At 42.9% G+C, this 25,026-nt stretch carries 18 protein-coding genes; 16 read left to right on the top strand and 2 right to left on the bottom strand.

Going from position 1 to position 25,026, the window contains the following annotated elements; all coding sequences use genetic code 11:
* Positions 1–14 precede the first annotated feature (14 nt).
* A complete protein-coding gene (locus HMPREF9420_RS06415; protein ID WP_007134695.1) occupies positions 15–1,658 on the top strand; it encodes a beta-N-acetylhexosaminidase in 1,644 nt (547 codons plus the stop codon).
* A 351-nt stretch (positions 1,659–2,009) separates the two neighbouring features.
* On the opposite strand, the gene HMPREF9420_RS06410 is transcribed toward HMPREF9420_RS06415, so the two are convergent.
* Both HMPREF9420_RS06410 and HMPREF9420_RS06405 read right to left on the bottom strand, forming a co-directional pair.
* Positions 2,010–3,014 carry a GNAT family N-acetyltransferase gene (locus tag HMPREF9420_RS06410; RefSeq protein WP_007134694.1) on the bottom strand — a complete coding sequence of 335 codons (1,005 nt, stop codon included), beginning with the start codon at positions 3,012–3,014 and terminating at the stop codon, positions 2,010–2,012.
* A 25-nt stretch (positions 3,015–3,039) separates the two neighbouring features.
* Positions 3,040–3,885 carry a hypothetical protein gene (locus HMPREF9420_RS06405; RefSeq protein ID WP_007134693.1) on the bottom strand — a complete coding sequence of 282 codons (846 nt, stop codon included), beginning with the start codon at positions 3,883–3,885 and terminating at the stop codon, positions 3,040–3,042.
* 257 nt (positions 3,886–4,142) lie between these two features.
* Between HMPREF9420_RS06405 and mraZ the strand changes: the two genes are divergently transcribed.
* From mraZ to prfB, 15 genes are all read left to right on the top strand, one after another.
* Positions 4,143–4,598: a division/cell wall cluster transcriptional repressor MraZ gene (gene mraZ, locus HMPREF9420_RS06400; protein WP_007134692.1), complete on the top strand. Its 456-nt coding sequence runs from the start codon at positions 4,143–4,145 to the stop codon at positions 4,596–4,598.
* 42 nt (positions 4,599–4,640) lie between these two features.
* Complete coding sequence (gene rsmH, locus HMPREF9420_RS06395; protein ID WP_007134691.1) at positions 4,641–5,591, top strand: 16S rRNA (cytosine(1402)-N(4))-methyltransferase RsmH; 951 nt, start codon at positions 4,641–4,643, stop codon at positions 5,589–5,591.
* Complete coding sequence (locus HMPREF9420_RS06390; RefSeq protein ID WP_007134690.1) at positions 5,584–6,114, top strand: FtsL-like putative cell division protein; 531 nt, start codon at positions 5,584–5,586, stop codon at positions 6,112–6,114. The genes rsmH and HMPREF9420_RS06390 overlap by 8 nt, the downstream gene beginning before the upstream one ends.
* Positions 6,111–8,270 carry a penicillin-binding transpeptidase domain-containing protein gene (locus HMPREF9420_RS06385; RefSeq protein WP_007134689.1) on the top strand — a complete coding sequence of 720 codons (2,160 nt, stop codon included), beginning with the start codon at positions 6,111–6,113 and terminating at the stop codon, positions 8,268–8,270. Before HMPREF9420_RS06390 ends, HMPREF9420_RS06385 begins: the two co-directional genes overlap by 4 nt.
* Before the next feature lie 24 nt (positions 8,271–8,294).
* Positions 8,295–9,746: a UDP-N-acetylmuramoyl-L-alanyl-D-glutamate--2,6-diaminopimelate ligase gene (locus tag HMPREF9420_RS06380; RefSeq protein WP_007134688.1), complete on the top strand. Its 1,452-nt coding sequence runs from the start codon at positions 8,295–8,297 to the stop codon at positions 9,744–9,746.
* A 24-nt stretch (positions 9,747–9,770) separates the two neighbouring features.
* Positions 9,771–11,039: a phospho-N-acetylmuramoyl-pentapeptide-transferase gene (locus HMPREF9420_RS06375; RefSeq protein WP_007134687.1), complete on the top strand. Its 1,269-nt coding sequence runs from the start codon at positions 9,771–9,773 to the stop codon at positions 11,037–11,039.
* 1 nt (position 11,040) lies between these two features.
* The gene (gene murD / locus HMPREF9420_RS06370; RefSeq protein WP_007134686.1) at positions 11,041–12,372 is read left to right on the top strand and encodes a UDP-N-acetylmuramoyl-L-alanine--D-glutamate ligase; all 1,332 of its coding nucleotides are present in this window, start codon (positions 11,041–11,043) and stop codon (positions 12,370–12,372) included.
* Positions 12,373–12,937: 565 nt separating this feature from the next.
* On the top strand, positions 12,938–14,212 hold the full coding sequence (locus HMPREF9420_RS06365; RefSeq protein ID WP_007134685.1) for an FtsW/RodA/SpoVE family cell cycle protein: 1,275 nt from the start codon (positions 12,938–12,940) through the stop codon (positions 14,210–14,212).
* A 116-nt stretch (positions 14,213–14,328) separates the two neighbouring features.
* Entirely contained in the window at positions 14,329–15,435 is a 1,107-nt protein-coding gene (murG, locus tag HMPREF9420_RS06360) for an undecaprenyldiphospho-muramoylpentapeptide beta-N-acetylglucosaminyltransferase (protein WP_007134684.1), read from the top strand.
* Positions 15,436–16,812 (top strand): UDP-N-acetylmuramate--L-alanine ligase, encoded by a 1,377-nt coding sequence (murC, locus tag HMPREF9420_RS06355; protein WP_007134683.1) that lies wholly within the window; start codon positions 15,436–15,438, stop codon positions 16,810–16,812. It abuts the gene before it with no gap.
* Between the two features lie 17 nt (positions 16,813–16,829).
* Positions 16,830–18,023: a hypothetical protein gene (locus tag HMPREF9420_RS06350; RefSeq protein WP_007134682.1), complete on the top strand. Its 1,194-nt coding sequence runs from the start codon at positions 16,830–16,832 to the stop codon at positions 18,021–18,023.
* A gap of 19 nt (positions 18,024–18,042) precedes the next feature.
* Positions 18,043–19,494 carry a cell division protein FtsA gene (gene ftsA, locus HMPREF9420_RS06345; protein ID WP_007134681.1) on the top strand — a complete coding sequence of 484 codons (1,452 nt, stop codon included), beginning with the start codon at positions 18,043–18,045 and terminating at the stop codon, positions 19,492–19,494.
* A 39-nt stretch (positions 19,495–19,533) separates the two neighbouring features.
* Positions 19,534–20,868 (top strand): cell division protein FtsZ, encoded by a 1,335-nt coding sequence (gene ftsZ / locus HMPREF9420_RS06340; RefSeq protein ID WP_007134680.1) that lies wholly within the window; start codon positions 19,534–19,536, stop codon positions 20,866–20,868.
* Between the two features lie 1,181 nt (positions 20,869–22,049).
* On the top strand, positions 22,050–23,858 hold the full coding sequence (locus HMPREF9420_RS06330; protein ID WP_007134677.1) for an AMP-dependent synthetase/ligase: 1,809 nt from the start codon (positions 22,050–22,052) through the stop codon (positions 23,856–23,858).
* A gap of 1 nt (position 23,859) precedes the next feature.
* Positions 23,860–24,990 carry a peptide chain release factor 2 gene (gene prfB / locus HMPREF9420_RS06325; RefSeq protein WP_007134676.1) on the top strand — a complete coding sequence of 377 codons (1,131 nt, stop codon included), beginning with the start codon at positions 23,860–23,862 and terminating at the stop codon, positions 24,988–24,990.
* The last annotated feature ends 36 nt before the right edge of the window (positions 24,991–25,026 follow it).

The following is a 25,026-nucleotide window of genomic DNA, read 5'->3' as shown; positions in this document are numbered from 1 at the left end:
CAAAACATAAGTTCATGACATTCAAACAAGCCCTCCTCCTGGCAGCCTTTTGCCTGCTGTCCATCACCACCCACTCGGCAACAGCCAATTACAACGTAGTGCCTTTGCCGCAATCCATCACGATGACCAAAGGCAAACCCTTCGTGTTGAACGAAAGTACAACCATTACTTGCACCACTTCCAACGAACTGATGCAGCACAATGCCCATTTCCTGGCAGAATACATCGCAGATGCCACAGGCATAAAGCTGGCCCACACAACCACAGCTCCCAAGGGTGCAGGCCATATCTTGCTCACACTAGACAATAAGATTGCCGGCAAAGAGGCCTATCGCATAACTGTGACACAAAAGCAAGTGACTATCGCCGGCAGCACTGCAGCTGGTGTTTTCTATGGCATTCAAACACTGCGCAAGGCCTTACCCGTAGCAACGAGCAACAAGGCTGCTGCCCCAGTGGAACTGCCTGCCGTGCAAATTGCCGATGCCCCTTTGCTGCCTTATCGAGGCATGATGCTCGACTGCGGCCGACATTTCTTTCCCGTAAGCTTTGTTAAGCGTTTTATCGACATGATGGCCCTACACAACATGAACGCCTTTCACTGGCATCTAAGCGAGGACCAAGGCTGGCGCATTGAGATAAAGAAGTATCCTAAGCTGATGGAAGTTGGCGCTTGGCGAAGTGGGACGGTTGTGGGGCACAACTCGGATGTAGACGATCATCAACCGCATGGCGGCTTTTATACGCAAGAAGAGATAAAGCAGATTGTGGAATATGCCCGACAACGGCACATCGAAGTAATACCCGAGATAGACATTCCCGGACATACCAAAGCGCTATTGGCTGCTTATCCCGAACTGGGATGCACCGGCGGCCCCTACACCGTGGGCCACAACTGGGGCGTACACCACGATGTGCTCTGCGTGGGCAACGAGCGCGTTTATGCTGTTTTGCAAGACATCATCGACGAGCTAAACCAAGTTTTCCCCTCTGCCTACTTTAACATCGGGGGCGACGAGGCGCCTTCCACACGATGGCAACAGTGCAAACGCTGCCAAGACAAGGCCAAAGAGCAAGGCATAGACACCAAACACCTGCAACAATATTTTACCAAGCGCATGGAACAATACATCAACGGAAAGGGAAAGACGATGATTGGCTGGGACGAAATACTGGAAGGCGAACTGGCCAAGTCTACCATCGTGCTTAGTAGACGTTACCTATCCACTTGGACAAAGGCGGCAAAGGCAGGGCACAACGTCATCACTTGCCCTGGTAAATATGCCTATTTCGACTATTATCAGGCGAAAAACACACTTCACGAGCCGCAAGCCATCGGCAGTTTCTTGCCCGTGGAACAGGTGTATAGCTTCAATCCGCGCCCCGACACGGTGTCGGCCGACATCACAAGCCGCATCATCGGCGTGCAAGGCAACCTTTGGACCGAGTATGTGCCCACCACAGCGCAAGCCGAATACATGGTGTTGCCACGCATGGCGGCGCTTGCCGAGGTGCAATGGATGCCGGCTGCACGTAAGAATTACACCGAATTTGTGGAACGCGTCACACGTCTGGCTCGTCTTTACAACCATTACGGCTACACCTACGCCTTACACATCTGGCCCGAAAGGTACAACCACAATAGAGATGATTGGTAATCCAGATGACAAGTAATACGAAGTTTTCCAAAGCTTTGTTGTAATGGAAAAAATGGTAGTGTAATTTCAACTGCTTCGAGACTCAAATTCTCGATGTAATAGACATTTTGTAAGCTGAACCCTCTCGGAATCCTTTTATTTATTAGCTTTGTAACATTTGAAAACCCATGAATTAAAATCGTATCTTCTGCAATGGTCCAAATGTTAAAAAGAGAGAGGGTATCGGCGTGATTTTAGATGTATCTTTGCAAGGATTATGGTTGGCAATTTCAAGGTAGTTTCCGTATAAGTAATCGTTCTCTATGGAATGACCAACCAAATGTCTATTACTAAAATTAGAGAGGTTTTAGCTTACCAAATGTTATTACACTGATTTTTATAAATCACTTGGTTTGCACCGCTTGTGATATGCATTGCCTCTGGATGCTCTTTGACATAGCTATCAATGTGGCGAACGCGTTTATCTTCAAGGATTTCGTCGACAGCAATGAGGATACCGGTCTCCTCAACTTCGCCAAATCCGTAGTTGATGGCAGTGCCAAAGAGTTTCATTGTAGGGCTAAGGCCCATGTAAGCATTAATCAACGGCGGTATGTTATAACCGAATTCACGTATATGTTTATTTAGGATTCGGTAGTCTTCCTTAAAGTTGTCTTTGCAGAATAAGGCTGATAACTCTTGCTCAGGAGTTTCAATTTTCAGCGGTTTTATCGGCATAATGAGATGTTCTTTGTCGTCAAAATGCTTCTTCAAGAAATAGAGAATCATGTCTCTTCCCTTACGAATATATGACGGATACATCGTCATTTTGCCAAAGAAATATTTGCAATTAGGGTTTATTACGGTAAGCGCTCCGAGTCCATCCCATAGATTGTCGAGTGCAAAGATACTCTTACTATTAGTTCGAGCATTTTGATATTCGAGAGAAACAAAGCTTCTTCCTAATTCAACGGTATAGGGAGCATACTCTTTCATGAACTTTTCGGAGAAATGGAACATGTGACTTGTGGCAAGAATGGGTTGCCCTTTGTCGTCTATTTTCCAATCCGATCCGAAGAGATAACGATATCCTCCGATGATTTCTTCAGCCTCGGGGTTCCACACAATGAGTTGTTTGCAACAGTTATCCATCGTGTCGAATTCATCGATATCCATAGCTTTTCCAGTGCCTCCTCCTGCACTTCGGAACGCAATCTCACGCAGTCTGCCTATCTCTTTCATGACATTTGGTGCCTCGTGTGACGTCACAACATAAATCTCATTGTTGCTTTTGTTGGTCATACGAAGCTGTCGTTCAAGAGTGAGTTCACGCTTTAGGAGAGCTCGGTCAATGGGTTGGATAATCTCTTCTTCCATTTCTTATCTTCTCTTATTAGGATCGTTATTCTTTATTGTCATTCGATGAAAGTGCATAAACGCGTTCTTCTACGAAATTAGCCCATTCCATCGGTGTTTTCGTTTTATTGAAAGTCTGCCATGGAATAGGTTTACCAATGGTGATGCGAAACGTCTTTCCAACATTCCGATACATCTCATCCACGAGGAAAAGCATGGCTAAATTGAAGGGTAAATAGCGGTCACTGAACTTGGCAATGCGGTAGAATCGTTTTGAGTTTTGACCGCTAAAGTGGATAGGAACCACGTCTCTGTGGGTCTCAACGCTTTTGGTTATGAACGTCTTTTTCCATGGAAGATCGTGGATTTCTCCATTGATTCTACGGCTATTTAACCCTGCAGGAAACATCAATAAGTGGTTATCGCTGTTGAAACCTGCCTCTACCATGCGTGGAAAGTCACGGCTTTGCTTGCCTGTTTTGTTGATTCCTATGCTGACAGGCTTTAGTCCTGGAAGGTTCAATAATAGGTCATTAACCAGATATCTGAACTTACCATCATAGTGGCGACCGATGATTGAGCCTAATGAAACGCCGTCTTGACCTCCTAATGGGTGATTAGAGACGAAGGTATATAGCTTTCCATCGTTCTTATCGGGTAGGTTTTCAGCTCCTACAATGTCAAGCGTCATGTCGAGATATTGCACGCAAGCAGTAAGCCATTCAGTGCCTTTTAGGTTGCGATTCTCCCAAAGAAAGCGATTAACTTCATCTTCGTGAATAATCTTTTTCAGCCAAGCAACAAGAAAACAAGGCACAAAGCGTGCCTTACTACCCATCTTGTCTTTAAGAATTCTTTTGATGTCTATGGTCTTCTCTACACTTTCTTTCATCCTCGTTTCCTACTAACATCATGCAAAAATAACATAAGTTTTTCTAAAAAGTTACTTTTTCAACCAAAAATATTCATTTTTCCCGTTTGATGATTGATTTTCTTTCATTTTGTAATTAAATGCGATGGAGGATGATGTTAAACATCTGTGAAGATGTTGTTACATTTGAGAAGAAAACTAAAATAAGTGGAGAAAAGTGGGGAAGTGTGGAGAATTTTATGTATCTTTGACCCCGGATACCCTATATTTAGGTACGCATGCGCTTTTTAGGTAACATAGAAGCTAAGGCCGATGCCAAAGGAAGAGCTTTCCTTCCGGCCATATTTCGCAAGGTGCTTCAAGCTTCAGGCGAGGATAATCTTGTGCTTCGCAAGGATGTATTTGAGTCTTGTTTGGTGCTCTATCCTGAGCGTGTGTGGAATGAACAACTTGATATTCTGAGGCAACGGCTAAACCGGTGGGATAAAGAACAATGGCAAATCTTTCGCCAGTTTGTGTCGGATGCCGAAGTGATTTCGCTTGATGGCAATGGTCGTTTCTTAATTCCTAAGCGCTATTTGAAGTTTGCTGGTATAGAACAAGAATTGAAATTCATTGGTGTCGACGATACGATTGAGATATGGAGTAAGGATAACAGCGAGACTCCTTTCGTTAATCCACAAAATTTTGGCAGTGCTTTGCAGTCACTGATGGAATTGAAAGAAGAAAAGTAATAAACGAAAATAGATAGTGCGTAAGCACAAAACATCTTGGTTATGATAAAAAAAGCAGAGACCTATCACGTGCCTGTGCTCTTGAAAGAGAGTGTTGATGGACTGAATATTCAGTCTGGGGGTGTCTATGTTGACGTCACTTTTGGTGGTGGCGGGCATAGTAGTGAGATCTTGTCTCGGCTGGATGAACAGGCTCATTTGTATAGTTTTGATCAAGATGCTGACGCAGAACAGAATGTGATGCGTAGTGAAGTTGGTGCAGAACGAAGGTTTGTTGATGATTCAAGATTTACGTTTGTGCGTAGCAATTTCCGTTATTTGAAAAACTGGATGCGCTATTATGGCGTTGAGAGTATTGATGGATTGCTGGCTGACTTGGGGGTTTCGAGTCATCATTTTGACGACGAAAGTCGTGGTTTTTCTTTTCGTTTTGATGCGCAATTAGATATGCGTATGAATAAGAGAGCAGGCAAAACGGCGGCTGATATCGTGAATGATTATGACGAAGAAGCACTTGCAAATCTATTCTATCTCTATGGAGAAATAAAACAATCTCGGCGCCTTGCAGCCGCTGTTGTAAAGGCTCGGTCGCAGCAACACATAGCAACGACACAAGATTTACTTGGAATATTGGAGCCAATATTCAAGAGAGAACGTGAGAAAAAAGACTTGGCAAAGGTGTTTCAAGCCTTGAGAATAGAAGTCAATCATGAGATGGATGCACTGAAAGAGATGCTAAAGTCTGCAACAGAACTGCTGAAGCCAGGAGGTAGATTGAGTGTGATTACCTATCATTCACTTGAAGATCGCATTGTAAAAAACATAATGAAGACTGGTAATGTGGAAGGAAAAAGGATACAAGACTTTTATGGAAGGATTGAGACTCCTTTCACTCTCATAAACAATAAAGTGATAGTGCCTTCTGAAAATGAGCAACAGGAGAATCCCAGAAGCCGCAGTGCGAAACTAAGAATAGCAGAAAAGAATGAATGACGAAAGACTAAATAAGCTGAAAAACGAAACGGCTGAAGTGTCAAATACAGCGAAGGAAAAGGAAAGAGACCAAGAGAATAGCACGAAGAAAGAATCGGAAGCTGTAAAAAGTGAGGTCACAACTTCGGTTGATGGCGAAGGTCCTACGCTGAAAGAAGTGATAGAAAAGCAGGCCACAGAAGATGAATCGCCGTTTGCTTCGCATTTCACGTTGAAGAAAATCCTTGGTGGTGACGTGCTAACCACACAGACAATACGTCATCAGATAGGTGTGTTTCTGCTTATTACGGGTTTCTTGATAGTGTATATTGCTAATCGTTATAGTGTGCAGAACGACCTTATAGAGATTGATAAGCTACAAGATGAATTGCAAGATGCCCGATATAAAGCACTATCAAGTAGTAGTTCGTTGACGGAAAAGAGTAGGGAAAGCCACGTGCTCGAGCTGTTGAAGAACAATAAAGACAGTGTGTTGAAGATAGCAAGTCAGCCACCTTATATTATAAATGTACCCGAAGAATGAGTAAGTTTGATAGTAACAAAGTAATGCCGAGATACAGTGCCATCGCCATTTTGATGACGGTGATTGCTGTGTTAGTCGTAGGTAAGATGTTGTTCTTAATGACTGCGAAGCGTGATTACTGGATGAAGGTGGCAGATAGAGTAAAGAGAGATAGTGTCAGTGTAAAGCCGATGCGAGGCAATATCTTAAGTTGTGATGGACAATTAATGGCGAGTTCATTACCTGAATTCAAGCTGTTCATGGACTTTAAGGCCTTGCATGACGCCAAGAGTGATTCGCTTTGGGATGTTAAAATCGATTCTGTCTGTATGGGGTTGAATCATATCTTTCCCGAGAAATCAGCTGCTGCATTCAAGCAAGAGCTTGCTGAGGGACGGAAAAAGCAAAGTCGTCATTGGGCGATATGGAATAAACGTGTAGACTATAACACGTATACGGAGGTGAAAGCACTGCCTGTTTTTAACCTCTCTCAAAACAAAAGTGGCTTTCATGTTGAGGAGTATAACGCGCGAAAACGTAGTTATGGTTCTTTGGCCGGACGTACAATTGGGGCAATGTTTGGTGCGAAAGATACGGCGCGCTTTGGCTTAGAACTATCTTACGACTCTATACTTAGAGGATCAAATGGAATCATTCATCGCCGAAAAGTACTCAATCGATTCCTTGATATCATGGATACTCCGCCAATAGATGGTGCAGATATCGTCACAACTATAGATGTAGGCATGCAGGATTTAGCTGAGCGTTCCGTCATTGATGAACTGAAATTGATAAATGGAAACGTAGGCGTTGCTATAGTAATGGAAGTCGCAACAGGAGATATTAAGGCTATAGTCAACATGGAAAAGTGTGTAGATGGCGAGTATAGAGAAATCCATAATCATGCTGTAAGCGACCTTCTTGAGCCGGGATCTGTATTTAAAACAGCCTCAATCATGACGGCATTAGATGATGGAGTGGTTGATACAAACTATCAAGTCAATACGGGATCCGGTGTGTGGCCTATGTATGGACGTGAAATGAAAGACCATAACTGGAGACGAGGTGGCTATGGTGTGCTTACTTTACCACAGACTTTGATGGTGAGTTCGAATATAGGTGTGAGCAGAATTATTGATGATCATTATCGTAATGACCCTGAAAAGTTCATACGAGGAATATACCGTACGGGCCTCGCGGATAACCTTCGGATTCCTTTAGTGGGTGCTTCTCCGGCACGAATTCGCATGCCTAAGAAGAATGAAAGAGGTGAATGGGTGAACTGGAGTCATACAGCTTTGCCTTGGATGAGTATTGGATATGAGACTCAAGTGCCTCCAATCTCGACGCTAACCTTCTATAATGCGATTGCAAATAATGGCAAAATGATGCGTCCACGCTTTGTGAAAGAGGTAGTAAAGAATGGCGAAGTCATCATGGAATTCCCTCCAGAGGTGATGCGAGCACATATATGTAAGGAGAAAACTTTACGTGAAATACAAACGATTCTCGACCATGTGGTCAGTCAAGGACTTGGTAAGAAGGCTGGCTCTCCATCGTTTAGAGTTGCAGGAAAGACAGGAACGGCCCAGATGTCTAAAGGTGCTCAAGGATACAAGAATGGCGGAACAAACTATTTATTGAGCTTTGCGGGTTACTTTCCTGACGATGCTCCCCGCTATAGTTGTATTGTTTGTATTCAGAAATCAGGCCTTCCTGCAAGTGGAGGTGGCATGAGTGGTGTTGTCTTTCATAACATTGCAGAAGGCATTATGGCACAGAGCTTGAAGTTAGATGTTAAAGATGCGCGTGACACTTCATCGGTATTGATTCCTGATGTGAAAGCCGGTAACATCTTAGCTGCCGACTATGTGCTCACACATTTAGGCATAAATACAAATAAAAGCTGGAGCGGCAGTTATGCAGATGGCAATCCTATCTGGGGAAAAGCAGAGAAAAAGAATGGTAATAAGACCATACTCTTGGAACGCGAGACCATAAATAATGGAAAGTATATCCCTAATGTGGTTGGTATGGGAGCACGAGACGCAGTCTTTTTATTAGAGCGTCGTGGTGTGAAGACCATTGTTTCGGGACGAGGAAAGGTTGTTAAGCAGAGCTTAGAACCAGGACATTATATAAAGAAAGGTGAGCGTATCACGCTTGTTTTGGATTAAAAGAGAAACTGAAATACATACAATATGAAATTAAACGAAGTTCTCAAGAACATCACTCCGATAAAGATTGTCGGAAATGATAATGTAGAAATCACGGGTGTTAATATTGATTCACGCCGCATTAAGGCTGGACATCTCTTCGTTGCCATAAGGGGAACGCAGGTTGATGGACATCAGTTTATCGATAAGGCCATTGAGCTTGGCGCAGACGCTGTACTTTGTGAGGAGCTGCCTGAAAAGCTTTCAGACCACGTAACCTATGTACAGGTGGAGTCAACTGAGGATGCTGTTGGCAAGGTTGCTACCTTATTCTATGGTAATCCATCGCATAAGTTGAAGTTAGTTGGCGTGACAGGAACCAATGGAAAGACTACTATTGCCACCTTATTATATAATATGTTCCGCAAGTTTGGCTACAAAGTAGGACTTCTTTCGACGGTATGTAACTATATAGATGACGTGGAAGTACCAGCCGATCACACGACACCTGATCCCATAGAACTTAATGAGTTATTGGCTAAAATGGTTGAAGCTGGATGTGAATATGCCTTTATGGAGTGTTCAAGTCATGCCATTCATCAGAAGCGTATTGGTGGTTTGAAGTTTGCAGGAGGCTTGTTTACCAATCTCACTCGCGATCATTTGGATTATCATAAGACATTTGAGAACTACCGAAATGCCAAGAAAGCTTTCTTTGATGGCTTGCCAAAGGATGCTTTTGCCATAACAAATGCCGACGATAAGAATGGAATGATCATGGTGCAGAATACCAAAGCAACCGTTAAAACCTATTCTATCCGTTCGATGGCAGACTTCCGTGCACGTATTCTTGAATGCCATTTTGAAGGCATGTATCTTGAGATTGACGGCCGAGAAGTAGGCGTTCAGTTTATTGGTAAGTTTAATGTCAGCAATCTTTTGGCTGTTTATGGTGCTGCAATCATGTTAGGTAAGAAGCCTGAAGATATCCTTTTAGTGCTCAGCACACTTCATAGTGTCAGCGGACGACTTGAACCTATCCACTCACCTGAAGGCTTTACGGCTATTGTTGACTATGCACATACGCCTGATGCACTGGCTAATGTGCTCAATGCTATTCACGAAGTGCTCGACGGAAAAGGTCATGTGATTACCGTATGTGGTGCTGGTGGAAACCGTGATAAAGGCAAACGACCCCTTATGGCACAAGAGGCGGTGCGCCAAAGTGACAAGGTTATCATCACAAGTGATAATCCCCGATTCGAAGATCCACAAGAGATTATCAATGAAATGCTTGCAGGATTGAATGAACAACAGATGCGAAAGGTGATATCAATTGTTGACCGTAAGGAAGCCATTCGCACTGCTTGCATGATGGCTCAAAAGGGAGATGTTGTGCTGGTTGCCGGAAAAGGCCACGAGAACTACCAGGAAATAAAGGGCGTGAAACATCATTTTGACGATAAAGAAGTGCTTCATGAGATTTTCAAAGCATAAAAATAAGGGTTAAATTAAAAGCAAATGTTATACTATCTCTTTAGATTTCTTGAACAATATGGCATCAGTGGGTCACGTATTTGGGGGTATATCTCATTCCGTGCCCTATTGGCTTTGATTCTCTCCTTAGTCATTTCAGCATGGGCAGGAGAGCGGTTTATCAAGTTCTTAAAGCGTAAACAGATTACTGAAACACAACGGGACGCATCAATAGATCCCTTTGGTGTGAAGAAGATTGGCGTTCCTTCGATGGGTGGAGTGATTATTATTCTGTCCATTCTTGTACCAGTTCTCCTGCTTGGAAGGCTGCGTAATGTCTATCTTATCTTAATGATTATCACCACTGTTTGGTTAGGATTCTTAGGTGGTATGGATGATTATATTAAGATTTTCCGCCGTGATAAAGAGGGACTTAAAGGCAAATATAAAATCGTTGGGCAAATCGGTATAGGCTTAATCGTAGGACTTGTGCTATGGATGTCGCCCGATGTGAAGATAAATGAGAATATAGCCATAGAGCGACAGGGCAAAGAAATGGTGGTGAAACACCGTACTCAGGCCCATAAATCGTTAAAGACTACCATCCCATTTGTTAAGGGTCATAATCTAAGTTATAGCAATTTGATGAGTTTTTGCGGCAAACATAAGGTTGCTGCAGGCTGGATTCTCTTTGTAATTATGACGATTTTAGTCGTGACGGCAGTCAGCAATGGGGCTAATCTCAATGATGGCATGGATGGGATGTGTGCTGGAAACTCCGCGATTATAGGTGTTGCGCTTGGTATTCTGGCTTATGTGAGCAGCCATTTACAATTCGCTGCCTATCTAAACATCATGTATATACCTCAAAGCGAAGAGCTTGTGGTCTTCATGTGTGCCTTTATTGGTGCGCTCATTGGTTTCCTTTGGTACAATGCTTACCCTGCACAAGTGTTCATGGGAGACACAGGTTCGCTCACAATTGGTGGCATTATAGCCGTGTGTGCTATTATCATTCACAAGGAGCTTTTACTTCCGATACTTTGTGGAATCTTTTTCGTTGAGAGCTTAAGTGTCATCATTCAAGTTTACTATTTCAAGCTTGGCAAGCGGCGAGGCATCAAGCAACGCATCTTCAAACGCACGCCAATTCATGATAATTTCCGTGTCACCGACGACCAGCTTGACCCTGATTGCAAGTATCTTCTTAAGGCTCCACACAGTCCTAAGCATGAAGCCAAGATTACAATACGCTTTTGGATTATCACGATTATCCTTGCAGCGTTAACCATTATCACATTAAAGATTAGATAAGATGAGTAGAATCGTTATATTAGGAGCCGGCGAAAGTGGTGCCGGAGCAGCTGTTTTGGCAAAGCAAAAGGGTTTTGATGTGTTTGTTTCCGACATGTCTTCAATCCAAGATAAATATAAAAACTTGCTTGATAAGCATGGCATTGAGTGGGAAGAAGGACATCACACGGCCGATAAAATCCTTAATGCCGATGAAATAATCAAAAGCCCCGGCATTCCAAAAGAGGCGCCGATGATACAGAAACTCATGGCCCAGGGCACACATATCATTAGTGAAATCGAGTTCGCGGGACGCTATACACAGTCTAAAATGGTATGTATCACGGGCAGTAATGGCAAGACAACAACGACCTCTTTGATTTATCATATCTTCAAAACTGCAGGTTATGACGTTGGTTTAGCAGGCAATATAGGAAAGAGTTTGGCGTTACAAGTGGCCGAGGATCCACACGAATACTACGTTATTGAGCTTAGTAGTTTCCAGTTAGATAACATGTATGACTTCCGCGCTAATATCGCAGTACTCCTCAATATCACTCCCGATCACTTGGATCGCTACGACTTTAAGTTCGAGAACTATGCCGATGCGAAGATGAGAATCCTTCAAAACCAAACGCAGGAAGATAGCTTTATCTATTGGAATGATGACCCAGTGATTCAGAAAGAGCTTGAAAAGTTTGAAACCAAAGCCTTTGTTTGTCCGTTCTCTGAGCACAAAGAGCAAGGTGCTTTCGGCTATATTGAAGATGGAAACTATAAGCTTGACTATCCCACGCCATTCAATATGAAGCAAGAAGAGCTTTCGTTGACCGGCAAACATAACCTTCATAACAGTCTCGCGGCAGGCTTAGCAGCCAACATTGCAGGCATAAAGAGCGAGGCAATTCGTAAGGGATTAGGTGACTTCCCCGGTGTAGAACATCGTTTGGAAAAGGTTTGCAAGGTCAATGGAGTGCAATATATCAATGATTCGAAGGCTACAAATGTAGACGCCTGTTGGTATGCTTTAGACAGCATGACCACGCCAACGATTCTCATTCTCGGGGGTAAGGACAAGGGCAATGACTACACTCCGATTAAAGAACTCGTGAAGAAGAAGTGTCGAGCAATCGTTTATCTCGGTGCAGACAACAAGAAATTGCATGATAACTTCGATGACTTGGGCGTCATAATCAAGGATACCCACAGCATGAAAGATTGTGTTGAGGCTTGTCATACCTTGGCACAGCCCGGCGATACTGTGCTGTTAAGCCCATGTTGCGCCAGCTTTGACTTGTTCCACAATATGGAAGAGCGAGGCAATATGTTTAAGGATATGGTAAGAAAGCTATAGAAGAGAAGGCAAAGGAAGCTTTATTAATTCAATTTATAGGCTCCTTTAAGCTCGCTGAAAGCAAGAAAGTGTGAACCCTTGAAAGCAGTTTAACCCCTCTTTTAGGTGGGACACATGATTTCATGAAACTTAGATGATGAGTCGTGCTTAATGCATGAGGGATAATCCTATAGTCAAAGCGGCACACAATATAGGCCGTTTTAGTGTGCAATATGGCTCAAAAGACGGCATGAAATGCCCCAAATGATGGCATGAAAAGGCTTAAATCAGAAGATGGGGCGTAGGATATTGAGAGTCAATAGGTTAGCGGTTGACTCTCGCATGAAATGAAAATGAGCATTGACGCGTAGCGAGCGATGCTTTTAGAATAAAGAAAATATAAAATAATATTTGATAGACGGTGATGGCTTCTGACGCCAATCCTCTATTGCCAAAACCTTCCTCAGCATGCGATGTGGCACTTATTGTAATGGGATACATCGCGTGTTTAGTTGGTATTACAGGGTAAATAAAAGACAATGTTAGGCAATGATGGCGCGGATAAGACTCTCTTTTTCGAATAGTTATGGACAAAAAGACGCTTAGTAATATTTTTAAGGGCGACAAGGTCATTTGGATGATCTTCTTCTTCCTGTGCATTATTAGTGTTGTAGAGGTGTTTTCGGCCTCTTCAGGACTAACTTATAAGAGTGGAAGTTATTTCTCTCCATTGATCAAACACCTTGGAATCTTGTTGATGGGCATATTCTGTATGGTCATCACGCTTAACATAAAGTGTAAGTATTTCAAGATACTTACGCCCTTCATGTTAGTCATTTCGTTCATCACTTTGATTTGGGTTTTCTTCGCAGGTCAGTCTACCAACGGCGCACAACGATGGGTAAGTTTCATCGGAATACAATTCCAGCCGTCGGAAATTGCCAAAGGTACTCTTGTATTGGCTACGGCTCAGATACTTAGTGCGCTACAAACGGATCATGGAGCAGATAAGAATGCCTTTAAGTTTATCCTCATAGTGTGCGCCTTTATCGTGCCCCTTATCGGATTGGAAAACCTTTCAACGGCGGCACTTTTGTGTTTAGTTATCTTGTTGATGATGGTCATTGGCCGTGTGCCTATGCGTCAGTTGGGGAAACTAATGGGCGTAACTCTTGTGCTAATCTTAGTCATTTTTGCCGGTGTAATGTTGCTCGGTACAGACCGAGGTGACGTTGAAACATCAAAGAATATGACTGAACAGGTGGCGCAACAAAAGAAAGATGAGGGACTGTTGGGCAAGATTTTCCACCGTGCCGACACGTGGAAATCGCGCATTGATAAGTTCACTTCTTCAAAAGAAGTCACGCCGGCTGAGGTCGACTTAGATACAGATGCTCAGGTGGCTCATGCCAATATCGCCATCGCTTCATCGAATGTGGTGGGTAAAGGACCAGGAAACAGCGTCGAACGAGACTTTCTTTCGCAGGCCTTTTCAGACTTTATCTATGCTATTATCATTGAAGAGTTGGGCGTAGAAGGGGCAGTTGCCGTTGCAGTTCTTTACATTATGCTGCTCTTTCGCACTGGGCGCATTGCCAGCCGATGCGAGAATAACTTCCCCGCTTTACTGGCTATGGGTCTCGCTTTGCTGCTTGTCACGCAGGCATTGTTTAATATGTGTGTCGCCGTGGGACTTGCTCCAGTCACTGGTCAGCCTTTACCGCTCATCAGTAAGGGTGGAACTTCGACGATGATTAATTGCATCTATGTCGGTGTAATCCTGAGTGTTAGTCGCTCGGCAAAGAAGAAAGGTGAACCAGGTCAGGGCGAGACAAAAACAGAAGTAAGCATAACGGAGTGAGCTTCTGTATTGAAACGTCAGTAAAACGCATTGTAAAAGGAGTGAAAAAAGAAAGTAAAATGGTATAAAACTAATTTTTTTGATTACTTTTGCAATATCATAGTAATTCGTAAAACATGGATAAGGAATTGAGAATAATCATCAGTGGTGGAGGTACTGGAGGGCATATCTTCCCGGCAGTATCTATTGCTAATGCTATCAAAGCAAAGCAACCAGAGGCTAAGATTCTTTTCGTTGGGGCGTTGGGACGCATGGAAATGCAGCGTGTTCCAGCCGCAGGATATGAGATTAAGGGCCTTCCCATCTGTGGTTTCGACCGCAAACATCTGTGGAAGAATATCGCTGTGCTCTTCAAAATATGGAAAAGCGAGCGCATGGCACGTCAGATTGTGAAACAATTCAAGCCAATGGTTGCCGTAGGTGTAGGTGGATATGCCAGTGGACCGACACTAAACGTGTGTGCAAAAGAAGGAATTCCTTGTCTGATTCAAGAGCAAAACTCCTATGCCGGAGTAACAAACAAGTTGCTTTCTAAGAAAGCTGACAAGATATGTGTAGCCTATGAAGGCATGGAACGCTTCTTTCCTGCAGACAAAATCATCATGACTGGTAACCCCGTTCGGCAGAATGTGCTTGATTCAAAGCTTACCGTTGAGGAAGCACGCGAGTCATTTGGCCTCAATCCAAACATGAAAACAGTTCTCTTAGTGGGTGGAAGCTTGGGTGCAAAGACTATCAACGATAGTATGTTGCAACATCTTGATATCATCGGAAAGACTGATATTCAGTTCATTTGGCAAACAGGTAAGGCCTATTATGAAGGCATTCAACAACAACTTCAGAATGAAGAGTTGCCAAATCTAAAGGTTACTGACTTTATCAGTGATATGGGAGCAGCTTACAAAGCAGCCGATTTGGTCATTAGTAGAGCAGGTGCAAGCAGCATCAGTGAATTCTGTTTGATAGGCAAACCCGTAATCCTTGTGCCTTCACCTAACGTTGCAGAGGACCATCAAACAAAGAATGCGATGGCCTTAGTCAATAAGAATGCCGCCATATATGTAAAGGACAGTGAGGCTGTTAACGTACTACTGAAGACTGCAATCCAAACAGTTGGCAACGCTTCTACACTCGAATCATTAAAAGAAAACATATTAAAACTCGGAAAAAAGAACTCGGCCGACGTCATCGCCGACCAGGTAATAAAGCTAGCATTAAATTAAATGGAACTGAAAGATATTAAGGCTGTGTACTTCATTGGGGCTGGAGGTATTGGCATGAGTGCCTTAGCTCGTTACTTCATTCATCGTGGTTTGGTTGTTGCAGGCTATGACAAGACGCCGTCAACCCTAACACATCAACTTGAGAAAGAAGGCATGTTGATTCATTACGAAGAGGATATTGAAGAGATTCCTCACGTGTGTAAGAATCCTCAATCGACGTTAGTCATCTACACACCTGCCATTCCTGACACGCACAAAGAACTGCAATTCTTCCGTGAAAAGGGCTTTGAAATCCAGAAACGGGCTCAAGTTTTGGGAACGCTTACACGCAGTCATAAAGGTCTTTGCTTTGCAGGCACGCATGGAAAGACCACTACTTCGACGATGTGTGCACACATAATGCATCAGAGTCACATGGATTGTAATGCCTTCTTGGGAGGCATTTCAAAGAACTATGGCACTAATTATATCTTGTCAAAGAATAGTGATTACATCGTTATTGAAGCCGATGAGTTTGATAGAAGCTTTCATTGGTTGAGGCCATGGATGAGTGTTATCACTTCAACCGACCCCGATCATCTTGATATCTATGGTACAAAAGAGGCCTATCTTGAAAGCTTTCGCCACTATACGGAACTCATTCAACCAGGTGGAGCATTGATAATCCATCGCAATCTTGAGATGAAACAGCATGTGCAAGAAGGCGTAAAAGTATATGATTACAGTCGTGAAGCAGGCGACTTCCATGCAGAGAATGTTGTGATTGATAACGGAGAGATTTGTTTCGACTTTATTTCTCCGATTGAAAATGTAGCGCGTGTTAATCTCGGTCAGCCCATTCCAATCAATATTGAGAATGCCATCGCCGCCATGGCAATGGCACAATTGAATGGATGTACAGCCGAAGAACTACGTTATGGCATGAGAACTTATGCCGGTGTTGACCGCAGATTCGACTTTAAAATCAAGGATAATAGACATGTGTTCTTGTCTGATTATGGTCATCATCCAAAGGAAGTACTTCAAAGTGCGAGGAGTCTTAAAGAACTGTTTAAGGGCCGTAAGATTACGGTTATGTTCCAACCACACCTCTATTCGCGTACACGTGACTTCTATCTTGAGTTTGCTGATGCACTAAGTAACTTTGATGAAGTCATTCTTACAGAGATATATCCGGCACGAGAAGAGCCTATCGAAGGGGTAACGAGTATGTTGATTTATGATCATCTGAAACCAAACGTAGAAAAAACGATGATTAAGAAGGACGAAGTTCTTGACTATGTGAAAGGTCGAGACTTTGATGTTCTTGTCGTTCTTGGTGCAGGTGACCTCAACAACTACGTTCCTCAGATTGCCAAAATCATTGAAAATAAGTAATAAAACGAAACTAACGGATGCGCATCAGCTGGAAAAAGACCTTCATTGTAACATCAGATGTATTGATAGCAATATATCTTTTGTTAGCATTTACGGCTTTTAATAAGCCCGATGAAGCAGCTCGTTTGTGCACGAAAGTAAACATAAATATTCAAGATGAGGCTACAAATGGCTTCATAGATGCGCGAGAAATTAAGGCAAGATTAGAGAAAGAACAGCTTTATCCATTGGAGAAGCCAATGAAATATGTCAATCTTCGCAAGATGGAAGAGGCGTTGAAAGCCAGTCCTTTCGTTAAAACCGCCGAATGTTATAAAACAGAAGATGGCGAGGTTAACATCTCTTTGACTCAGCGAATGCCTGTTGTCAGGATCAAAGCTGCCAATGGTGATGATTATTATCTTGACGATAATGACTGCATTATGCCTAATTCTCATTACACATCTGACTTGATTATCGCCACGGGTAATATCAATAAGTGGTTCGCATCCAATTATATTTCGCCTCTAAGCAAAGCTCTGATGGGCAATGAACTATGGCGTAATCAGATAGAACAAATCAATGTGTTACCCGATCTCGGTGTAGAGCTTATTCCACGCGTGGGAAATCACATTGTTTATCTTGGTCAAATGCCTTTCTATAAGAATAAGGAGAAGCGCAAAGCTGCCGTAGTTGACTTTGTAAACAGAAAGATGAACCGACTTGAAAAGTTTTATAAGTATGGACTTTCTCAGGCTGGTTGGAATAGATATAGCTACATAAACCTTGAATTTGACAATCAAATCATCTGCAAACGACGCGACAAACGACGTGATGATAATGAGAGTCTTGGTGAGGCGTTAGCAGCAAGTGATGTCATCGGAAACGTCGAAGCTGAACCTAAAAAGGAAGAAAAGCCTGAATCTTCTGCAGCAGAATCGCCCACAAAGGCTAAGGAAGAACCGAAGAAAGTAGCTGAAAAGAAATCAGAAAAGCCTTCAACTTCTTCACCAAAGGCTAAGGAAGAACCGAAGAAGAAGACCGAAAAGAAATCGGAGAAAAGCTCAACCTCTTCTTCGAAAGACAAGGAGGAACCAAAGAAAACAACGACAAAGAAGTCGGAGAGTCATACAGATAAAAAAACCGATAAAGCCGAAGTAAAGAAACAAAAGCCTAAGGATAAATCATCAAAAGACGCTCCGAAGTCGAAAGATAAAAAGAAACAGAAGTAGAATAGATAAAGAATTACGCATGGCAGAATTTATCGTTGCAATAGAACTGGGGTCAACTAAGATCACCGGTATCGCTGGAAAGAAGAACCTCGACGGCAGTATTACCGTGCTTGCTGTGGTCAGAGAGAACTCAACGCAATGCATCCGAAAGGGTGTTGTGTATAATATTGACAAGACGGTACAGTGTCTTACCAATATTGTTACAAAGCTAAAGACAGCGCTCAAGACGGATATCGCCCACGTATATGTAGGAGTTGGTGGGCAGTCTATGCGCAGTGTACGTAATGTTATCGTTAAAGATCTTCCCTCAGATACCATTGTTTCTCAAGAGATGGTTAACCAATTAATGGATGCTAACCGTACAATGAGTTACCCAGATCGTGAGATTCTTGAAGCCGCTACACAGGAATATAAAGTTGATCAGCAATATCAGCTTGACCCAGTAGGCATTCAATGCACGCGTCTTGAAGGCAACTTCTTGAACATTCTCTGGTTGCGTACCTACTATCGTAACCTTAATAAGTGTTTCGACCAGGCAGGAATAGCCATAGCAGAGATGTATCTTGCACCAATGGTTCTGGCCGATAGCGTGTTGACCGAAGCCGAAAAGCGAGCTGGTTGTGTGCTCGTTGACTTGGGAGCAGAGACAACTACAGTCTCCGTTTACTACAAAAACATTCTCCGTCACTTAGCCGTTATCCCACTTGGAGGCAATAACATCACCAAGGATATTGCCTCTTTGCAGATGGAAGAGGCTGATGCTGAGAAGATGAAGATAAAGTATGCCAGTGCTTTTACAGACAATAGTGACATCGATAACAATCTAATGCTCTCCATAGATGCCGAGCGTCAGATTGAAAGTCGTAAGTTTATAGAGGTCGTTGAGGCTCGTGTTGAAGAGATTATAGAGAATGTTTGGTTCCAGGTTCCAGCCGAATATGCCAACAATCTCTTAGGAGGTATCATCCTAACCGGTGGTGGTTCTAACCTTAGAAACATTGAAACGGCTTTCCGAAATCATACACATATTGACAAGATTCGTACTGCAAAGTTCGTCTCACAAACGATAAATTCTACCAACGAAAGCATCAATGCACACGATGGAATGATGAATACCATCTTGGGTATCCTGGCAAAAGGTGACATGAATTGTGCCGGACCAGAAATCAAGAGCGATCTCTTTGGAACAACACCTGATGCTAAAACCACCACAACAACAGTGGATTTACACCAGAAACCACGTACACTCAATGAGACAACTGGTAGTGGAGTAGTGCGTACAGAGGCTGAAAAGCAAAAGGCTGAAGAGGAAGAACGCCGTCGTAAGGAAGCCGAATTGCAGGCTGAACTCGAGGCAAAACGTCAGGAAGAAGAGCGACTTGCCAAAGAGAAGAAAGAGAATAGTACGTCTCATAAGCTATTCAAGGAGTTGAAAAGCTTCTTTGGTAAGATGATTTCTGAAGACGAATAACAGCATAAATACATAATTCTGACATCATAAATAGACAATATGGCTGACAATAATCATAAAACTTCGATCTTAGATTTCGGTGAACCCGATAAGGCAGATAGCATCATCAAGGTCATTGGTGTAGGCGGAGGAGGCGGTAACGCCGTTAACCACATGTATCGAGAAGGCATACATGACGTCACGTTTGTACTCTGTAATACGGACAATCAGGCGCTAAACGACTCGCCTGTACCCGTGCACTTACAACTTGGAAAAGAGGGACTTGGCGCAGGAAATAAGCCAGAAAAGGCGCGTCAAGCAGCCGAAGAAACACTCGACGACATTAAATATGCGTTGAGTGATGGCACAAAGATGGCATTCATCACTGCCGGAATGGGTGGTGGAACAGGTACAGGAGCGGCACCAGTCATTGCTCGTGTGTCTAAGGAACTTGGCATTCTGACGGTCGGAATCGTTACAATTCCTTTCCGTTTTGAGGGCGATCGCAAGATTGATCAAGCCTTAGATGGTGTTGAAGAGATGTCAAAGCATGTCGATGCACTATTGGTTATCAACAACGAACGCCTCAGAGAAATCTATCCAGACCTTACCGTTCTCGATGCTTTCGGTAAGGCTGACGACACGCTTAGCATTGCAGCAAAGAGTATTGCGGAAATAATCACGAATCACGGACTTATTAATCTCGACTTCAATGATGTCAAAACCGTACTTAAAGACGGTGGAGTGGCAATCATGAGTACGGGATATGGCGAGGGCGATGGACGTGTAAAGAAAGCTATTGACGATGCTTTGAACTCACCATTACTCAATGATAACGATATCTTTAATGCCAAAAAGATTCTCTTAAGCATTAACTTCTGCAATGAAAAGAACGATAACTCGGGCCTCATGATGGAGGAAATGAACGATGTTAACGACTTCATGGCGAAGTTTGGAAGTGACTTTGAGATCAAATGGGGACTTGCTTTAGACCCTGAACTCGGTAAACGCGTCAAGGTAACTATACTTGCTACGGGCTTCGGTATAGAGGATGTAGACGGCATGAACAGCCATCTTAAGAAACATACTCAAGAAGAAGCCGACCGCATTGCACAGGAAGAGGAACGCAGAGCAGAGCGAGATGAACGACGAGGACACTATTATGGCAACATCGGTAAGACCAATCAATACAAGCGTAGACCTCATATCTTCTTGTTCCGACCTGAAGATCTTGACAACGAAGACGTCATCTTGGCGGTTGAAAACACACCAACTTATAAACGAACACGCCAGATGTTAGAGGAAATTCGCAATATGGCATCGGGTGCTCACTTGGTGAAGAACGACGAAAAGAATAGTGAAGAGCCCGAACAATCGGTCATTCGCTTCGATTAAGTGTGATTTTTCGGATTGGTAAATGAGGTAAATAAAGCCTCACCCCCAGCCCCTCTCCGAAGAGAGAGGGGAGTAGTTAGCCTTTGAAATGTAGGAAGTTATTTTGGGGGTAATTAGTGATGGCGCCATTGCTGATAATAAAAAGCAAAATGAATTGATGTAAAAGGCAATTCAATTAGGCTTGTTTTATGCGATAAAATGACGCAAATTGTGTCGCGAAATGACGCAGTTTGCAAGCCAAAATGACGTGGTTTATTGCATAAAATGACGCAAATTGTATGATGAATTATATTCTTCAACACCATAGGTGTTGAGCTTTTGATAACCCAGGATTGCCAAACGATAGTGTAGGCTACCCTGGGTTTATGTATATTGTGTGGGGAACAACGCCGTAGGTGTTACGCTTTCTAAGCGTAATCCGTCATTAATCTTCTTGTTATAACCATACTTTCATAACAAGCTTTGGCCTTATTTTGAGCACCTTATTCAATTACTGAACGATGAAAAAGATAGAGAAAGATTTGCACATTCACTCGAAATGTCTTATTTTCGCAATAGTTCTATAATGGGAAAGCATGAAAACTATCATGAAAAGTCCCTATGTAAATTTATAAAAACGATAAACTATGCCCATAAACATGAATCAACAACAAAACCGACTAACATCAAACAACGAAAGAAGAAATGTTTAGTTACAATATAATTACTCCCATTTTGGTCATGGTTTGCATTGCATCAATCTTGTCTTTGATAGTACCTCACATGCTGCATAACATGAAATATGGGGAATTTCGCACTATACCTGGCGTGTTGATTGTGCATTCTTTTCCGAAGTATAAACCGATTTTGATTCATGAAATAACAAAGGTTGAATACTCGATACCACCTCGTTCTTTCGGCGCTTTTTGGTTTTCAATTTATACATCGAATGGAAACGTGGTGAAATTCAGCATTGATTTGCACAAAACAGCAGAGCGAGAGCGCCTTGAAAGAGAGCTGCGCATGAATGGATATGAAGGTCCTTTTCAGTATATTCCTCGTTAAATAGCGTTGGAAATCCTATCGGTGACTCCTAAAAACGAATTTCCTGAAAATGGGTTTGCAGGCAAAATCAATCCTTGTTTTCCTTTGCAGTATCGCTCAATTCTACTATCTTTGCAAGTATCAACAAAGAAAAAACTATGCAAACGAAATGTCATCTTTCGGTATTAATACATAAGCAGGCCGAGAAATATGGTGACCGTGACGCGGTCACCTTCCGCAAATTTGGCAGTTTAGAGTGGCGTTCCATCTCATGGAATCAGTTCTCTCTGCGTGTAAAACAAGTCAGTAATGCTCTTCTTAACCTTGGAGCTAAGCCACAAGAAAGCATTGCTGTCTTCTCACAGAACTGCATTCAATATCTCTATACGGACTTCGGCGCTTATGGAATACGCTTGGTTTCTATTCCATTCTATGCCACATCAAGTGAACAACAGATTCAATACATGGTCAATGATGCCCAGGTTCGTTTCCTGTTTGTAGGCGAACAAGAGCAATATGACAAAGCCCATCGTGTGTTTCCGTTATGCCCCTCGCTTGAACGCATCATCATATTTGATCCCAGTGTGCGTATAAGTACACACGACCCCAATGCACTTTATTTCGAAGATTTCATTGCTTTAGGTGAACAACTGCCTCGACAGAGTGAGGTAGAAAGGCTTTGGCATCAGGCAAACGATACGGATCTTTGTAACATTCTCTATACCAGTGGCACGACAGGAGAAAGTAAAGGCGTGATGCTTACGCACGGACAATATCGTGCTGCGATGGATGCGAACGACAAATGTGTGCCCGTTGGTGAAAAAGATCGCGTCATAAATTTCTTGCCTTTCACGCATGTCTTTGAACGAGGTTGGGCATATTTGGCGCTGACGGAAGGCGCTCAACTGATTATAAACACTTATCCTAAGGAGATACAACAAAGCATGCGCGAGACACATCCAACGTGTATGAGCGCTGTTCCGCGTTTCTGGGAGAAGGTGTTCATAGCAGTTAAGACGAAGATGGATGAGTCGAATGCTATTCAACGCAAGCTTTTCAATCATGCATTAGCCGTAGGACGGAAGCGAAATGTAGAGTATTTGAGTCGTGGAAAGCGTGTTCCGATGAATGTAGAACTTGAATATCAGGTTGTAAACAGAACGATATTGAGTCTTGTTCGCAAACAGATTGGACTTGAAAATCCCAATATCTTCCCCACAGCTGGAGCCTATGTGTCGCCGGAAGTCGAAGAGTTTGTGCATTCGATTGGCATTTGTATGATTGTTGGCTATGGCTTAACGGAAAGCTTAGCAACGGTTTCTTGCGACCACAAAGATGAACCTTACACGATAGGTTCAGTCGGACGACCGATTGATAACATTGAAATCAAGATAGGAGAAAACGATGAAATACTGCTCAAAGGCCCTACAATCACGCCAGGATATTACCATCGTGACCAGATAAATGCAGAGGCGTTTGATGCTGACGGCTTTTTCCACACGGGCGATGCAGGCTATCTTCAGAATGGAGAACTATTCTTAAAGGAACGCATAAAAGACCTTTTCAAGACCTCAAATGGTAAATATGTGGCACCACAGATGGTTGAATCATTGCTCTTAGTGGATAAGTTCATCGATCAGGTGGCTATCATTGCTGACCAAAGAAAATTCGTTTCAGCTCTCATTGTGCCCGAGTTCCCTATGTTAGAAGCATGGGCTAAGGAGCACAACATCGTCTATTCAAGTCGTGAAGACCTTTGTAACAACGAAGAAGTGCATGCAATGATGCGCGAAAGAATAGAGACTTTGCAACAACAATTAGCAGCATATGAGCAGATAAAGAGATTCACTTTGTTGGCTCACCACTTCTCAATGGAGAGCGGAGAACTAACAAATACGTTGAAGTTAAGACGTTCTGTAATCTATAAAAACTACAGAGATTGTATTGACAAAATGTACGAAGAATAATATGATTACAGCCGAACAACTAAAAGATATCATTGAGCGTACCGATGCACTTCATCGATATTTGGGCATAGACCAAAAGAAAATAGAGTTTGAAGAGGAGCAGTTGCGCACGCAAGCTCCTGACTTTTGGGACGATCCTAAACGTGCAGAAGCACAGATGAAAAAGGTAAAAGGCATTGAGAAATGGCTCAAAGGCTATAACGCTTGCCGTGAGTTGGCAGATGAACTCCAATTGGCTTTCGACTTCTATAAAGACAATATGGTAACTGAAGAGGAAGTTGATACTGACTATGCAAAGGCAGTTAAGGCCGTAGAAGATTTGGAATTAAAGAATATGTTGCGTCAAGAGGAAGATGCAATGGATGCTGTTCTGAAGATAAACTCCGGCGCAGGAGGTACTGAAAGCCAAGATTGGGCACAGATGTTAATGCGTATGTATCAGCGATGGAGTGAGTCTCATGGATACAATGTGAAGGTAACCGACATACAAGATGGTGATGAAGCCGGCATAAAGAGCGTCACTATGACGATTGAAGGAGGTGATTATGCCTATGGATATCTAAAGAGTGAGAATGGTGTTCACCGTTTAGTTAGGGTGTCACCTTACAATGCTCAAGGGAAAAGAATGACGAGTTTTGCGAGCGTGTTTGTTACTCCTTTGGTCGATGATACTATCGAAGTGTACGTTGATCCGGCTAAAGTTAGCTGGGATACCTTTAGATCTAGCGGTGCAGGAGGACAGAATGTGAACAAGGTTGAGTCAGGAGTTCGCTTGCGATATCAGTATGAAGACCCAGATACTGGAGAGCAAGAAGAGATCTTAATCGAGAATACTGAGACCCGAGATCAGCCTAAAAACCGAGCTAAAGCGATGCTCCTTTTGAAGTCACAACTTTATGATCGTGCTTTAAAGAAAAAGCAAGCAGAGCAAGCTAAGATAGAAGCGGGCAAGAAAAAGATTGAATGGGGTAGTCAGATTCGAAGCTATGTATTTGATGATCGCCGTGTAAAGGACCATCGAACAGGGTTTCAAACCTCCGATGTTGATGCCGTTATGGATGGTAAACTCGATGGTTTTATCAAAGCATATCTAATGGAATTTGCCGCCACCGATGCCGAAAAGGAAGAATAATCACAAGTAAATAAACATTATAAATAATCTAAAAAC

Source organism: Segatella salivae DSM 15606 (genome assembly GCF_000185845.1).
Classification (GTDB): Bacteria; Bacteroidota; Bacteroidia; order Bacteroidales; family Bacteroidaceae; genus Prevotella; species Prevotella salivae.
This window is presented reverse-complemented; position numbering and strand designations above follow the sequence as displayed.

What these genes read in the sequence shown, in the direction of transcription:
- HMPREF9420_RS06415 (WP_007134695.1), top strand. Translation starts at nt 15, where the DNA reads ATGACATTCAAACAAGCCCTCCTCCTGGCAGCCTTTTGCCTGCTGTCC.
- HMPREF9420_RS06410 (WP_007134694.1), bottom strand. Translation starts at nt 3,014, where the DNA reads ATGGAAGAAGAGATTATCCAACCCATTGACCGAGCTCTCCTAAAGCGT.
- HMPREF9420_RS06405 (WP_007134693.1), bottom strand. Translation starts at nt 3,885, where the DNA reads ATGAAAGAAAGTGTAGAGAAGACCATAGACATCAAAAGAATTCTTAAA.
- mraZ (WP_007134692.1), top strand. Translation starts at nt 4,143, where the DNA reads ATGCGCTTTTTAGGTAACATAGAAGCTAAGGCCGATGCCAAAGGAAGA.
- rsmH (WP_007134691.1), top strand. Translation starts at nt 4,641, where the DNA reads ATGATAAAAAAAGCAGAGACCTATCACGTGCCTGTGCTCTTGAAAGAG.
- HMPREF9420_RS06390 (WP_007134690.1), top strand. Translation starts at nt 5,584, where the DNA reads ATGAATGACGAAAGACTAAATAAGCTGAAAAACGAAACGGCTGAAGTG.
- HMPREF9420_RS06385 (WP_007134689.1), top strand. Translation starts at nt 6,111, where the DNA reads ATGAGTAAGTTTGATAGTAACAAAGTAATGCCGAGATACAGTGCCATC.
- HMPREF9420_RS06380 (WP_007134688.1), top strand. Translation starts at nt 8,295, where the DNA reads ATGAAATTAAACGAAGTTCTCAAGAACATCACTCCGATAAAGATTGTC.
- HMPREF9420_RS06375 (WP_007134687.1), top strand. Translation starts at nt 9,771, where the DNA reads ATGTTATACTATCTCTTTAGATTTCTTGAACAATATGGCATCAGTGGG.
- murD (WP_007134686.1), top strand. Translation starts at nt 11,041, where the DNA reads ATGAGTAGAATCGTTATATTAGGAGCCGGCGAAAGTGGTGCCGGAGCA.
- HMPREF9420_RS06365 (WP_007134685.1), top strand. Translation starts at nt 12,938, where the DNA reads ATGGACAAAAAGACGCTTAGTAATATTTTTAAGGGCGACAAGGTCATT.
- murG (WP_007134684.1), top strand. Translation starts at nt 14,329, where the DNA reads ATGGATAAGGAATTGAGAATAATCATCAGTGGTGGAGGTACTGGAGGG.
- murC (WP_007134683.1), top strand. Translation starts at nt 15,436, where the DNA reads ATGGAACTGAAAGATATTAAGGCTGTGTACTTCATTGGGGCTGGAGGT.
- HMPREF9420_RS06350 (WP_007134682.1), top strand. Translation starts at nt 16,830, where the DNA reads ATGCGCATCAGCTGGAAAAAGACCTTCATTGTAACATCAGATGTATTG.
- ftsA (WP_007134681.1), top strand. Translation starts at nt 18,043, where the DNA reads ATGGCAGAATTTATCGTTGCAATAGAACTGGGGTCAACTAAGATCACC.
- ftsZ (WP_007134680.1), top strand. Translation starts at nt 19,534, where the DNA reads ATGGCTGACAATAATCATAAAACTTCGATCTTAGATTTCGGTGAACCC.
- HMPREF9420_RS06330 (WP_007134677.1), top strand. Translation starts at nt 22,050, where the DNA reads ATGCAAACGAAATGTCATCTTTCGGTATTAATACATAAGCAGGCCGAG.
- prfB (WP_007134676.1), top strand. Translation starts at nt 23,860, where the DNA reads ATGATTACAGCCGAACAACTAAAAGATATCATTGAGCGTACCGATGCA.